This is a genomic window from Actinomadura fulvescens (genome assembly GCF_039533225.1).
In the GTDB taxonomy this organism is placed as follows: Bacteria; Actinomycetota; Actinomycetes; order Streptosporangiales; family Streptosporangiaceae; genus Spirillospora; species Spirillospora fulvescens.
The window spans coordinates 622,134-636,098 of sequence record NZ_BAAATD010000003.1; the positions used below are offsets into that span (position 1 = coordinate 622,134).

Consider the following 13,965-nt stretch of genomic DNA (forward strand, 5'->3'; position numbering starts at 1 on the left):
TCAGTAGGTCACCTCCTGGGACCGGCGGCGGATCACGGTGACCTCGTCGCGCTGGTTGCCGGTCGGGCCGAGGTAGTTGAACCCGAACGACAGCTGCGCGTACCCGCCGATCAGGTGGGTCGGCTTGACCAGCAGCCGGGTCAGCGAGTTGTGGATGCCGCCGCGGCGGCCGGTGGCCTCGCTCTTCGGCACGTCGATCACGCGTTCCTGGGCGTGGTGGTAGTAGACCGTCCCGGCCGGCATGCGGTGCGAGACGATCGCGCGGGCCACGACGACCCCGTTGGGGTTGACCATCTCGATCCAGTCGTTGTCGCGCACGCCGATCCGGTCGGCGTCGGGGACGCTCATCCACACGGTCGGCCCGCCGCGCGACAGCGTGAGCATGAACAGGTTGTCCTGGTACTCGGAGTGGATCGACCACTTGGAGTGCGGGGTGAGGTAGCGGACGGCGAGCTCGGCCGTCGCGTCGCCCCCGAGCGCCGGCTCGCCGAACAGGCGGTGCATGTTGAGCGGCGGGCGGAACACCGGCAGCTGCTCGCCCAGCTCGGCCATCCACTCGTGGTCGAGGAAGAAGTGCATGCGGCCGGTGAGCGTGTGCCACGGCTTGAGGTGCTCGACGTTGACGGTGAACGGCGAGTACCGGCGGTCCGGCGCCTCGATGCCCGACCATTCGGGCGACGCGCCGACCGGCGCCGGCCGCGCCTGGGTGTCGGCGAACGTGACGCGCCGCTCGGCGCCGTGGGCGGCGAGCGTCTCGAACGACGTGCCGGTGCGTTCGCCCAGCCGCCGGAAACCCGCGGCCGCCAGCCTGCCGTTGGTGGTGCCCGACAGCGCCAGGATCGCCTCGCACCACTTGACGTCGGTGTCCAGGCGCGGGTTGCCGTCGGCGCCGGTCCCGCACCGCTGCCGGAGCCAGCCGATCTCCTCGTCGGGCTCGAAGACGACGCCCTTGACCGGGAGTCCGGCGCCGGCCGCCTTGGGGCCGAGCGCCGCCATGCGCCGGCCGACCGCCGGATAGTCGCGTTCCACCACGGCGAACGCGGGAGTGGTGCCGCCCGCGACGCCGTGGGGAGCGCCCATCTCCCCGGGTGTGTCGTGCTGGAGCGCGCCGGCCACCAGGTCGCGGCGTACGCCCAGGTGCGTCGCGGCCAGCTCGCTGAACCGGTCGGCGATCAGCTGGAAGGCGTCCAGGTCGCTGCGCGCCTCCCACGGCGGGTCCACCGCCGGGGTGAAGGCGTGCACGAACGGGTGCATGTCGGTGGACGACAGGTCGTGTTTCTCGTACCACGTGGCGGCGGGCAGGACGAGGTCGGACATCAGGGTCGTGGACGTCATCCGGAAGTCCAGCGACAGCAGCAGGTCGAGCTTGCCGCGCGGCGCGTCCGGCATCTCCTCGCCGCGCAGGTTGGAGTCGGTGCCGAGCAGGTGCCGCAGGAAGTACTCGTTGCCCTTGGCCGACGAGCCGAGGAGGTTGGCCCGCCAGACGGTGAGGACGCGCGGCCAGTTCTCCGGAGCGTCGGGGTCGTCGCAGGCGTATTTCAGCGTCCCCTCGCGCAGCCGCTCGGCCACGTGCGCGCCGGGGTCGCCGTCACCGATCTCATCGGCCAGGTCGAGCGGATTGCGGTCGAACGCGGGGGCCATCGGCATCCACCCGAGCCGGACGGACTCGGCCACCAGGTCCTTGGTGTGCCGCCCGGCGAACAGGCCCTTGCCCATCGGGGAGGCCAGCGCGTCCGCCCCATGGCCGTCGTACCGCCACTGGTCGGTGTGCAGGTACCAGTACGGCGTGCCGGGGATCTGCCGGGCGGGCCTCGCCCAGTCGAGCCCGAAGGCCAGTTGCGCCCAGCCGGTGAAGGGCCGGACCTTCTCCTGGCCGACGTAGTGCGCCCAGCCGCCGCCGTTCACGCCCTGGCAGCCGGTCAGCATCAGCAGCGACAGGAACGTCCGGTACATCGTGTCGGAGTGGAACCAGTGGTTGGTCCCCGCCCCCAAGATGATCATGCACCGGCCGCCGGAGTCCTGGGCCGTCCGGGCGAACTCGCGGGCGATCCGGACCGCCGACCGCGCCGGGACGGAGGTGATCTCCTCCTGCCAGGCGGGCGTGCCGGGCGCCGTGGCATCGTCGTACGAGGCCGGCCACTCCCCCGGCAGGCCCGGTCGCGCCACACCGTACTGCGCCAGCATCAGGTCGTAGACGGTGGTGACGAGATGCCCCCGTACGGTGCGGACCGGCACGCCCCGGCGCAACGTTCCGGCCGACCCGTCCGGGGCGTCGAAGCGCGGCAGGACGACTTCGGCCGTCTCGCCCTCGCCGCTTCCCAGGACCGTCAGGAGGGGGTCCACGCCGCGCAGGTCCAGGTTCCAGTTGCCCTTGCCGGTCTCGTTCCAGCGGAAGCCCAGCGACCCGTTCGGTACGACGGGCTCGCCGGTGGCCGAGCCCAGCAGGACCGTCTTCCACGCCGCGTCCTCGCCCCGGTCGCCGAGGTCGGCGGAGGTGAGGAAACGGCCGGGCACGTACGCGCCGTCTCGCTCCTCCAGCGTCACGAGGAACGGCAGGTCGGTGAACCTCTTGACGTAGTCGGTGAAGTACGGGACCCGCCCGTCGACGAAGAACTCCTTGAGGATCACGTGTCCCATGGCCAGGCCCAGCGCGCCGTCGGTGCCCGGATGCGGCGCGAGCCACTCGTCGGCGAACTTCGTGGCGTCGGAGTAGTCCGGCGAGAGCACCACGACCTTCTGCCCGCGGTACCGGGCCTCGGCCATCCAGTGCGCGTCGGGCGTCCGGGTCACCGGGACGTTGGAGCCCCAGAGCATCAGGTAGGCCGCGTCCCACCAGTCGGCCGACTCGGGCACGTCGGTCTGGTCGCCGAACACCTGCGGCGAGGCGACCGGCAGGTCGGCGTACCAGTCGTAGAACGACAGCATCGCGCCGCCCACGAGCGACACGAACCGCGAGCCCGCCGCGTGCGACACCATCGACATCGCCGGGATCGGGGAGAAGCCCGCCACCCGGTCGGGCCCATACGTCTTGATCGTGTGCACGTGGGCGGCGGCGGCCATCTCGACGGCCTCGTCCCAGCCGACCCTGACCAGGCCGCCCTTGCCGCGCGCCGACTGGTACCGGCGCCGCTTGCCCGGGTCGGTGGTGAGCTCGGCCCACGCCGCCACCGGGTCGCCCAGCCGCGACCGGGCCTCCCGGTACATCTCGACCAGCACGCCCCGCGCGTAGGGGAAGCGGACCCGGGTCGGCGAGTAGGTGTACCAGGAGAACGCGGCGCCGCGCGGGCAGCCGCGCGGCTCGTACTCCGGCCGGTCGGGGCCCACGGACGGGTAGTCGGTGGCCTGCGTCTCCCAGGTGATGATCCCGTCCTTGACGTACACCTTCCAGGAGCACGAGCCCGTGCAGTTCACGCCGTGGGTCGAGCGGACCACCTTGTCGTGGCTCCAGCGGTCCCGGTAGAAGACGTCCCCCTCCCGGCCGCCGGTCTCGTAGACCGCCCTCAGGTCCGGCGAGATCCGCCCCTTGCGGAAGAACCTGCCGGTACGCAGCAGCACATCGCTCATCGCACCCCCGAACTGATCGCTCCGGCGATCATTCCCATCACGCTGGGTACATAAGCGGTGACATCCTGCTGGAATTCGGGGGCATCGATGAGCGAAAGCGCGCTGCGCCGAGGACAGACGCTCAACCTGGCGCTGGCCACCTGGACGTTCGCGATCAACTTCTGGGCCTGGAACCTCATCGGCCCGCTGGCCTCGGCCTACTCCAGGGACCTGCGGCTGTCGGCGTTCCAGACGTCCATGCTCGTCGCGATCCCGGTCCTGGTCGGCTCGCTGGGACGGATCCCGGTCGGCGCGCTCACCGACCGCTACGGCGGGCGCGTCATGTTCGCCGCGGTCAGCTTCCTGTCGATCGTCCCGGTCCTGTTCGTGGCCTTCGCCGGAAACTCGTACGGCCTGATGCTCGCCGGGGGCTTCGTCCTCGGCATCGCGGGCACCGCCTTCGCGGTCGGCGTTCCGTTCTGCAACGCCTGGTACGACAAGTCCCGTCGCGGATTCGCCACCGGTGTCTTCGGCGCGGGCATGGGCGGCACGGCACTGTCGGCCTTCCTCACCCCGCGCCTCGCCGACGCGATCGGCCGGACGCCCACGTTCCTGCTGGTCGCCGCGGCCCTCGCGGTCACCGGCGCCGTCGTGCTGCTGGTCGCCAGGGACTCGCCGGAGTGGCGGCCCTCGGCCGAGCCGGTGGCGCCGCGGCTGGCGGCGGCGCTCAGGATCAGGACCACCTGGCAGGCGTCGCTGCTGTACGCGCTGGCGTTCGGGGGCTTCGTCGCCTTCTCCACCTACCTGCCGACCTACCTCCGGGACGTCTACGCGTTCGACGCGGTGGACGCGGGGATGCGCACGGCCGGATTCTCGCTGGCCGCCGTCGTCGCCCGCCCGCTCGGCGGGATCCTGTCCGACCGGATCGGCCCGCGCCTGGTGCTGATGGCCTCGTTCGCGCTGGCGGCGGTGATGGCGGTCGTGGTGTCGCTCAAGCCCGCACCCGAGCTCGGCGCGGGGCTGTCGTTCGTGCTGCTGGCGTTCGCGCTCGGCCTCGGCAGCGGCGGCGTCTTCGCCCTGATCGGCCAGCGCGTCGAGGCGTCCAAGGTCGGCTCCGTCACCGGGCTGGTCGGCGCGGCGGGCGGCCTCGGCGGCTACTTCCCGCCGCTGCTCATGGGCGCCGTCTTCGGCGCGACCGGCTCGTACCTCATCGCGCTCCTGCTGCTGGCGTGCTGCGCCGTCGCGGCGCTGCTGCTGACCGCGCTGGCGTTCCGCGACACCGGCCGCGCGCGCACCGAGCGTCCCGCCGCCGAACGCGGCCACGTCCGCCGGTGACCGCCGTCAGTGCCCTCGGAAGGCCTCCTCAAGCCACCAGGCCGCCCGGTTCCGGGTGACCTTCGCGTCGATGACCATCGGCCGGTCGCGCGGTCCGGCCAGCCACTCCCGGACGGCCGCGAGATCGCCCTCGCCCCGCACGGTGACGGCGGCGCAGCCGAAGCCGCGCGCGATCGCGGCGAGATCGGCGGGCGGGAAGGTGACGGTGTCCAGCGGATGCCCGTCCGGCCCGAAGTGGTGCACCTCCGCGCCGTACGCCTCGTCGTCGTAGATCACCACGAGCAGGCCCAGCCCGAGCCGCGCCGCGGTCTCCAGCTCGGCGATCGCCATCAGCGCGCCGCCGTCGCCGAGGGCCGCGACCGTCAGCCGGTCCGGGCGGGCGACCGCCGCGCCGATCGCGGTGGCCAGGCCGAGCCCGACCGACTGGAACGACTGCGTGAACACCAGGCCGTCGGCGTCCGGGACGGCGAGGAACATCGCCGGGTATCCCATGAAGTTGCCGGAGTCGACGGCGACCGTGCGGTCCGCCGGCAGCAGGTCGTCGAGGGCGATCGAGAGGGTCCGCGGATCGATGTGCTCGCCGTCGGACTCGTCCTTGTACGCCTGGTCGCGCCAGCGGCCCTCGCGCGTGAGCCGTTCGGCCACCGCGGCCGACCGGTAACCCGGCACGGCGTGGCCGCGGGCGGCGAGCTCGGCGTCGACGAGCCGCGCCGTCTCGGCCACGTCCCCGATGATGCTGAGGTCGACCGGCTGGTGCGCGCCCAGCGCCTCCGCGTCGACGTCCACCTGGACGACCTTGGCGTTCTCGCCGACCAGCGAGCCGTGCCGCAGGGTCCACATGTTCAGCGAGCAGCCCCAGCCCACGAGCAGGTCGGCGCCGCGGATCAGCTCGCCGGCGACCGGGGTGGCGAACCCGCCGCTGACGTCGAGGTCGTAGGGGTCGCCGCCGAAGAGCCCGCGGGCGACGGCGGAGGTCGCCAGGAGAGCGCCGCAGCGTTCCGCGAGGTCGCGAAGGGCGTCGCCCGCCCCCGACAGGCGGGCGCCCCGCCCGGCGATGAACACCGGCCGCTCGGCCGCGGCCAGCGCGCCGGCCAGCCGGGCGACCGCGGCGGGCGGCGGCACCGGCAGCAGCGGCACCGGCACCGCCGGCGCGGCGAGCGGCGCGCCCGCCGGGATGACGACCGGACCGGGGTGCTCGGCGGCCTGGACGTCGAGCGGCAGGCCGAGCAGCACGGTCCGGCGCAGGCCCACGGCGGTCCGGCAGGCGCGCGCGACGTCGGCGAGCGCCGACTCCGGCGAGTGGACGCGCTCGGCGACCGCGCCGACCGCGATCGCGATCGCGGCCTGGTCGACGCGGAAGTTGGACCGCACCGCCGAGGCGGCCACCTCGCCGGCCAGCACCAGCAGCGGCGTGCGGCTCTTGGCGGCCTCGGCGATGCCCGTGATCGCGTTGGTCAGCCCGGGTCCCTGGTGCACCGACACCACGCCCAGCCCGCCGCTCACCCGCGCGTACGCGTCGGCCATCGTGGCGGCCCCGCCCTCGTGGCGCGCCGCGACGAACGTGGCGCCGCCCGCGGCCAGGGCGTTGGTGACGTGGAAGTTGCCGCTGCCGACGACGCCGAAGACGGTCTCGACGCCGAGCCGGGTCAGGGCGGTCCCCACGGCCTCCGCGACGTTCACCGTTCGACCAGGGCGAGCACGCGGGCGGGGCTGCCCGAGCCGCCCACGATCGGCAGCGGCGCGGCCAGCACGACCGCGCCGCGCGCGGGAAGGCGCGCCAGGTTCTGCAGCTGGGTGAGGCCGTACTTGCCCGCGCCGAGGAAGTACGAGTGGCACGGGAACGGCGGCTCGAACCCGTGGGCCGCGCCCGCGTCGGTGCCGACGGTCTCGACCCCGATCCCGATGATGGGCGTCTCCTCGGCGAGCCAGCGCGCACAGTCCGCGGAGATCCCGGGCGAGTGCGGTCCCGTCTCGTCGGCGTTGAGGAACGCGTCCGCGTCGCCGGAACGGGCGTCCCATCCGGTCCGGTAGAACAGCCACCCGCCGTCAGGCAACGGCCCGTTGGCCTTCTCCCAGGCGCGCACGTGGTCGATCTCCAGCACGAAGTCGGGGTCGGCGGCGGCCCGCGCCGACGCGTCCAGGACCACGGCGGGCGCCACGAGCCGGCGCGGTTCGACCTGCGAGACGTCCTCCCCGTCGCGCCCGGTCACCCAGTGGACGGGCGCGTCGAAGTGCGTGCCGACATGCTCTCCGGTGGTGAAGTCGTTCCAGTACCAGGCGGGGCCCCGGTCGTCGTACCGGCTGATCTGGCGCAGCGCGAACGGGACGGTGTTGGCGAAGGGCTCCGGCAGCCGGAGGATCGGCGTCGACTCCGACAGCGGCGCGGTCAGGTCGACCACCTCCACCGATCCGGCGGCGACGGCGTTGAGCAGTTCGGCGAGCACGGACATCGTTCCTCCCACGGCACGGTGCACCGAACGTATCCGCATACCGAGCGCGCAGGAAGCGAGGGCGCACCGGGTGCCGCATTTCGAAACAGACACGGATGTGTGTTCAAGCACAGCCAAGGGGCCCTAAATGCGTTCCTGTGCACATTTACCTGCGGAAATCAGGCGGGCACTATCGGGGCGTCCCCGTGCTCTCCCACCTCCCGCGGAGGCCCCTCTTGCACACCCGAACCCGCGCCGCAGGCGCCGCGTTGCTGGCCATGGCGCTGCTCACCCTCCCGGTCACGGCCCAGGCAGAGGCCGAGCCGGCGCCCGTACCATCGCCGGTCTCGACGTCGCAGCCGGCGCGCGCCTTCGACCTGGTGCGCCCGTCCGGTGACCCGGTCAAGCTGCGCGACGCGCCGCGCAAGCTCTCGGTGACCTACACCTACAACGGCCGGCAGCACACGCTGGACGACTACCTCGCCCGCACCGGGACCCAGGGGTTCGTGGTCCTCGACGCGCGGACCGGGCAGGACGTGGTGTTCGAGCGCTACTCCTTCGCCGCCCGCGACACCCTGTTCCAGTCCTGGTCGATGGCCAAGTCGTTCACCTCGGCGGCGGTCGGCATCGCCGTCGGCGAGGGCTTCGTCAAGTCCATCGACGACCCGGTGACCCAGTACCTGCCCGAGTTGCGCGGCTCCGGCTACGACGGGGTCTCGCTCCGCGACCTGCTGCGGATGTCGTCCGGCATCCAGTGGAACGAGCCCCTCGACGTCCCGCCGGTGCACGTGGCGGCGAGCATGGGCCACCCGCTGCCGAAGATGGCCGCGCAGCGCAAGCGCGGCTGGGCGCCGGGCAGCCGGTTCGAGTACACCTCGATGAACTCCTTCGTGCTGGCCTGGGTGGTCAGCCGCGCCACGGGCAAGCCGTTCCACCAGTACGTGGAGCAGAAGATCTGGCAGCCCGCCGGCATGGAGTCCGGCGTCTACCTCGGCAACGACTCCAACGGCAACAGCATGGGCTACTGCTGCTTCTACGCCACCGACCGCGACTTCGCCCGCTTCGGGCTGCTGTTCCTGCGCGGCGGCACCGCCCACGGACGGCAGGTGGTCCCGCGTTCCTGGGTGGAGGAGTCGACGCGGCCCTCGTCCACGGTGAACCGGGGGTACGGCCTGCACTGGTGGCTCGACGACGACGGCGCGTTCAGCGCGAACGGGCTCGGCGGGCAGGTCATCTACGTCTCGCCGAAGCACGACGTGGTCATCGTGAAGTCGACCCTCGCGACCGTCCTCGGGATGGAGGAGACCGAGACCGCCTTCCGCGCCGTGGCCGCCGAGGTGGCCCGGACCCGCCAGGGCTGACCGTGTTCTACTGAGCAGCGTGACGGGAGCAGAGGCGAGGATCACCACGGGACGGATCCGCGGCCGGGCGCACGACGGCATCGCGGTCTTCAAGGGCGTGCCGTACGCGGCGGAGCCCTTCGGCCGGAACCGGCTGGCCGCGCCGGTTCCGGCCCCTTCGTGGGACGGGACGCGCGAGGCCGCCGAGTACGGCCCGCGCCCGCCGCAGTCGAGCATGCTGCCCGGATTCCCCGCGTGGAGCCCCGCGGAGGGGCTGGACTGCCTGACGGTGAACGTCTGGACGCCCGACCCCGGCGGCTCGGGGTTGCCGGTCATGGTGTGGGTGTACGGCGGCGCCTACATCATCGGCAGCTCGTCCCAGCCCGAGTACGACGGCGCCCGCCTGGCCGCCGACGGCGTGGTGGTCGTGACCTTCAACTACCGGGTCGGGATGGAGGGCTTCGGCTCGGTCGAGGGCGCGCCGGACAACCGGGCGCTGCTCGACCAGATCGCCGCGCTGCGGTGGGTCCAGGACAACATCGCGGTGTTCGGCGGCGACCCCGGGCGGGTCACGGTCTTCGGCGAGTCCGCCGGGGCGGGCTCGATCGCCGCGCTGCTGGCGATGCCGGCGGCGCGCGGGCTGTTCGGCCGGGCGATCGCGCAGAGCGTCCCCGGCACGTTCTTCGCGCCGGGGTTCGCGCGCCGGCTCAGCACCGCGATCACCGCGGAGGCCGGCCGCACCCCCGCCGTCGCGGACCTGGCCGGGGTCGCCCCCGAGGTGCTCGTCGCGGCGGCCGACACGATGACGGCCAAGCTGCGCGACGACCACCCGAACTGGGGGCCGATCGCCAGCACGCCCACGCCGTACTCCCCCGTCGTGGACGGCGAGGTGCTGCCCACCACGCCGTGGCGGGCCCTCGCGGACGGCGCCGGACGCGACGTGGAGCTGATCGTCGGCTTCAACCGGGACGAGTTCCGGTTGTTCCTGGCCCTCGCGGGACGGTTCGGCACCCTCGGCGACGAGCACGTCGAGGCGGTCATGGAGCGGCTCGTGCCGCCCGGCGGTGCCGACGCCTACCGCGCCGCCCACCGCGACACCTCCGCCGAGGACCTCTACAGCCTGGTGCTGTCGGACTGGCTCTTCCGCATGCCGAGCGCCCACCTCGCCGACGCCCACGCCGCGGCGGGCGGCACGACCTTCGCCTACGAGCTGGCCTGGCCCTCCCCCGCGCTGAACGGGATGCTGGGCGCCTGCCACGCCCTCGACGTCCCCCTCACGTTCGGCAACCTCGACAAAGGCGTCGCGGCGCTCGTGGTGGGCGATCCGGTCCCCGAGGAGGCGGCCGAGCTCTCGGCGCAGTTCCGGGCCGCGTGGACGGCGTTCGCCACGTCCGGCGACCCGGGATGGCCCGCCTACACCCCGGGCGCCGCGGTCACCCACGTCTTCGACGCCTTCACCAAGGACGTGCGCGATCCGGAGGCCCTGTCCCGCCGGATCTGGGCCGCCCATCGCTTCGATCCCCTGGAATAGCGCTTTTCGCTGTCCGCGATCGGACGGGTTCCCCTGTTGACCCCGGGGTACAGGTTAGGCTTACCTAAGTAGGTCTACGACTCGGAGGTCGAGATGGCGACGGGGACGGCACGGCGCACACCGAAGGTCAACAAGGGCCGCGTACTGCGCAAGGAGAAGATCACCCCGCACATGATCAGGGTGGTGGTCGGCGGTGAGGAGCTCGCCGGGTTCGGCGCGGGCGAGTTCACCGACCACTATGTGAAGCTGCTCTTCGCGCCGCCGGGAGCCGAGTATCGCGAACCGTTCGACATCGAGGCGATCCGGGCCGAGCTGCCGCGCGAGCAGTGGCCGGTCACGCGCACCTACACCGTGCGCGCGTGGGATCCGGAGGCGGTCGAGCTGACCCTCGACTTCGTCTACCACGGCGACGAGGGGCTGGCGGGCCCGTGGGCCGCCAACGCCGAGCCCGGCGACGAGATCAGGTTCCTCGGGCCGGGCGGCGGCTACGCGCCGAGCGCCGAGGCGGACTGGCATCTGCTGGTGGGCGACGAGAGCGCGCTCCCGGCGATCGGCGCGTCCCTGGAGCGCGTGCCCGAAGGCGTTCCCGCCCGCGTCTTCATCGAGGTGGAGGGGCCGGAGGAGGAGCAGAAGCTCGACGCGCCCGCGAGCGCCGACATCGTCTGGCTCCACCGCGACGGCGGCCGGGTGGGCGACGCGCTGGTCCGGGCCGTGCGCGAGCTGGACTTCCCCGAGGGCGACGTCCACGCGTTCGTCCACGGCGAGGCGGGCTTCGTCAAGGACCTGCGCAGGCATCTGCGGGTGGAGCGGCAGGTGGCGCTGGAGCAGCTGTCGATCTCCGGCTACTGGCGGTACGGACGCGACGACGAGGCCTGGCGTTCGGCCAAGGCCGACTGGAACCGCCGGATCGAGGAGGAAGAGGCCAGGGCTCTCGCGGCCAGGTCCGCCTAGGCGGTCGCCTCGGTCTCGGCCGGATCCTCCTCCGCCGCGAAGCCCGGTACCCAGCGCTCGGCCTCGGCGCGGAAGGGCCCTTCCGCCTCCAGCTGGCACAGGACGCCGCCGCATCCGCCCAGGGCACGGCTGACCGCCAGGTACTGGGGCGGGAGCTTGATCTGGCGGACGATGCTGCCGGGCCGCATGTCGGTGGCCAGGCCCAGCCCGCGGCCCGTCTCCTGGCGCATCCATTCGCGGGTGAACCTGAACCGCTCCTCGACGAACGGGACGGCCTGCGGCGCGACGATCTCCGCGACCTGCTCGGGATCGACCTGGGCGTCCGGCGCGAGGAAGCCCTCCTCGCGGGCGGCCGCCACCATCTCCTCGCCGCTGCCCAGCGCGCTGATGCGCAGCAGCCGCCCGATCGTCCAGTGCAGCTCGGGCGTGACGCTGGCGGCGCCGCCGAAGTCCAGGACGCCCAGCCGGCCGTCGTCCATCAGGCGGAAGTTGCCCGGGTGCGGATCGATGTGGATGAGGCCGCAGCGGACCGGCCCCGCGTGCATGAAGCGGAAGAGCAGGACGCCGGCGCGGTCGCGCTGCTCCGGCGTCCCACCGGAGATCACCTGGGACAGCGGCGTGCCGTCGATCCACTCGGTGACCAGGACGTTGCCCGACTGCGCGACCACCGCCGGGATCAGGTAGTCGGGGTCGCCGGCGAAGGCCTCGTGGAAGGCCGTCTGGGCGCGGGCCTCGTCGACGTAGTCGAGCTCCTTCTCCAGGCGCCGCTTGAGGTCGGCGACGACCGGCTTGACCTCGATCCCGGGGAACAGCGGGGTGATGAGCCTGCTCAGCCGCGCGATCTGGTTGAAGTCGCTCATGAGCGCCTTGCCTGCGCCCGGGTACTGCACCTTGACGGCGACGGCGCGGCCGTCGTGCCAGACCGCCTTGTGCACCTGGCCGATCGAGGCCGCCGCGGCGGGCCGCTCGTCGAACTCGGCGAACAGCTCGCGCCAGTCGTCGCCGAGGCCCGCGGCCATCACCTTGTGCGCGGTGGCGGCGGGCATCGGCGGCGCGGCCTCCTGGAGTCTGGTCAGGCTGGCGCGGAACGGCCCGGCGACCTCCTCGGGCAGCCCGGCCTCGAAGATCGACAGGAGCTGGCCGACCTTCATCGCGCCGCCCTTGAGCTCGCCGAGCACCTTGAACAGCTGTTCGGCGGTGCGCTGCTGGACCTCCAGCGCCACGGCCTCGGCGGGACGGCCGAGCGTCCGCTTGCCCAGGCCGACCGCGGTGCGCCCGGCGAACCCGAGGGGAAGACTCGCCAGTTTGGCGGTGCGGGTCACCGCGCGGCGGGGGATGTCGCTCAAGGCCTGACCGTCCCTTGCTGTCGCTTGCGAAGGCCGCCGTCGATCTGCACGTCCGGCGGTCGCAGCTTCTCACGACCGGGGGACGGACGTCACGACCTGTGCGTTCCCCTCACCTCGCCCGCGCAGGTCGTCACCGCGGAGCAGGAGCGCAGCAGCAGCTCGATCACGTCGAGGGCCGTCTCGATCTCCGGCCGGCTGCCGCCCAGGTAGTGGGCGTACATGAACGAGTCGCAGATCCGCACGATGGCCTGCGCGAGCGTGCGCGTGGGCAGCGGCACCAGCAGCCGCCCCGCCTCGATCTGCTCCTCCAGCTCGGCGGTCAGCAGCGCGATGGCGCGCTCCTCGATCGGCCCCTGCATGGTGGCCAGGCGCACGAACAGCCGCGGCTCGCGTTCGGTGAACGCCTTGAGCGGCACGGCGGTGACGACGGCGCGCATGAAGCGGTCGAGCACGGTGAGCACGCGGTCGGGGCCGCCGCCCTGGACGCCCCGCACCGCGGCCCGGTACGTCCGCTCGGTCATCTCGGCGAGCACCGTGCCGAGCAGCTGCTCGCGGCTGCCCACCCAGCGGTAGAGCGTCGCGCGGCCGACCCCGAGCTCCGCCGCGAGCGCGGACATGTCGATCGGCTCACCCCGCAGGTAATGCGCGGACGCGGCGGCGATCGCGTCGGCGGGCCCGAGGGCAGTCACCCGCCCAGCATCGCACAGCCCTTACCGTCAGGGCGCGGCCACCACCGACAGGGCGGCGAGCGCGTCGAGCACCTGACGTGCGCCGGGGGTGCTCGCCGGGTCGGCCAGCCACTGCAGGGCGAGCCCGTCGGAGATCGCCACCAGCACGGAGACCACCGCCTCGGGGTCACCGGGCACCTCGACGCCGAGCTCGGCCGCGGCCCGGCGGATCATGGCCGCGCCGTCACGGCGGGCCTCGGCGTACGCCTCGGCCAGCCTGGTCCGCAGCGTCTCCGACCGCAGCGCGGGCGCGTACGCCTCGACACATGAGACGAGCATCGGCCGCAGCTCGTCGAACACGTCGATGAGCGCGACGAGCACCCGTTCGAGCAGGTCCCGGGCGTCGCGCACCGGAGCGCCGCCGAACATCGCCCGTTCGACCCGCGCGGTCCAGTCCCGGACGACGCCCGCCAGCGCCTCGTTCAGCAGCGCCTCCTTGCCGCCGAAGTGGTAGCCGATGGAGGCCAGGTTGGTACCGGAGGCGGCGACCAGATCCCGCGCGGTGGTGTGCGCGTAGCCCTTCTCGCGGAGGCAGACCAGCGCCGCCGAGAGCAGCCTCTCCCGATGGCCTTCCACCGAGCGCCTTCCCGCAGTCCCCACCCGGCCTCCCTTCCCAAGGACGAACTCCGCCTGACCGTTTACCCGAGACGCGTCCCATGATAGGGATCTATACAAGCGTCTAATACAACCGTATAGAACGGAGCCGCCGATGACCCTCACTCCGGTGCCTCGGATCCCCCTGCCGTACGCCTTGCGCTACGT

At 72.9% G+C, this 13,965-nt stretch carries 10 protein-coding genes; 4 read left to right on the top strand and 6 right to left on the bottom strand.

What is annotated here, in order from left to right; all coding sequences use genetic code 11:
• A complete protein-coding gene (locus ABD333_RS14945) occupies window positions 1–3,564 on the bottom strand; it encodes a nitrate reductase subunit alpha (protein ID WP_344541335.1) in 3,564 nt (1,187 codons plus the stop codon).
• Between the two features lie 87 nt (window positions 3,565–3,651).
• Between ABD333_RS14945 and ABD333_RS14950 the strand changes: the two genes are divergently transcribed.
• Window positions 3,652–4,878: a nitrate/nitrite transporter gene (locus ABD333_RS14950; protein WP_344541336.1), complete on the top strand. Its 1,227-nt coding sequence runs from the start codon at window positions 3,652–3,654 to the stop codon at window positions 4,876–4,878.
• A 6-nt stretch (window positions 4,879–4,884) separates the two neighbouring features.
• On the opposite strand, the gene ABD333_RS14955 is transcribed toward ABD333_RS14950, so the two are convergent.
• Window positions 4,885–6,558, bottom strand: coding sequence for a thiamine pyrophosphate-binding protein (locus ABD333_RS14955; RefSeq protein WP_344541337.1), 1,674 nt, complete (start codon window positions 6,556–6,558; stop codon window positions 4,885–4,887).
• Window positions 6,555–7,328, bottom strand: coding sequence for a cyclase family protein (locus tag ABD333_RS14960; RefSeq protein WP_344541339.1), 774 nt, complete (start codon window positions 7,326–7,328; stop codon window positions 6,555–6,557). Before ABD333_RS14960 ends, ABD333_RS14955 begins: the two co-directional genes overlap by 4 nt.
• Before the next feature lie 215 nt (window positions 7,329–7,543).
• On the opposite strand from ABD333_RS14960, the gene ABD333_RS14965 reads away from it, so the two are divergent.
• The 3 genes from ABD333_RS14965 to ABD333_RS14975 all read left to right on the top strand — a co-directional run bounded on the left by ABD333_RS14965 (window position 7,544) and on the right by ABD333_RS14975 (window position 11,129).
• Window positions 7,544–8,668 carry a serine hydrolase domain-containing protein gene (locus ABD333_RS14965; RefSeq protein WP_344541341.1) on the top strand — a complete coding sequence of 375 codons (1,125 nt, stop codon included), beginning with the start codon at window positions 7,544–7,546 and terminating at the stop codon, window positions 8,666–8,668.
• Window positions 8,669–8,687: 19 nt separating this feature from the next.
• Window positions 8,688–10,178, top strand: a complete 1,491-nt coding sequence (locus ABD333_RS14970) for a carboxylesterase/lipase family protein (RefSeq protein ID WP_344541343.1) — start codon at window positions 8,688–8,690, stop codon at window positions 10,176–10,178.
• 93 nt (window positions 10,179–10,271) lie between these two features.
• The gene (locus ABD333_RS14975) at window positions 10,272–11,129 is read left to right on the top strand and encodes a siderophore-interacting protein (protein WP_344541345.1); all 858 of its coding nucleotides are present in this window, start codon (window positions 10,272–10,274) and stop codon (window positions 11,127–11,129) included.
• Here ABD333_RS14975 and ABD333_RS14980 read toward each other — a convergent pair.
• The 3 genes from ABD333_RS14980 to ABD333_RS14990 all read right to left on the bottom strand — a co-directional run bounded on the left by ABD333_RS14980 (window position 11,126) and on the right by ABD333_RS14990 (window position 13,803).
• A complete protein-coding gene (locus tag ABD333_RS14980; protein WP_344541347.1) occupies window positions 11,126–12,475 on the bottom strand; it encodes an ABC1 kinase family protein in 1,350 nt (449 codons plus the stop codon). The genes ABD333_RS14975 and ABD333_RS14980 overlap by 4 nt on opposite strands.
• Before the next feature lie 89 nt (window positions 12,476–12,564).
• Window positions 12,565–13,164, bottom strand: a complete 600-nt coding sequence (locus ABD333_RS14985) for a QsdR family transcriptional regulator (RefSeq protein WP_344541349.1) — start codon at window positions 13,162–13,164, stop codon at window positions 12,565–12,567.
• A gap of 27 nt (window positions 13,165–13,191) precedes the next feature.
• Window positions 13,192–13,803 carry a TetR/AcrR family transcriptional regulator gene (locus ABD333_RS14990; protein ID WP_344541351.1) on the bottom strand — a complete coding sequence of 204 codons (612 nt, stop codon included), beginning with the start codon at window positions 13,801–13,803 and terminating at the stop codon, window positions 13,192–13,194.
• Between the last annotated feature and the right edge of the window lie 162 nt (window positions 13,804–13,965).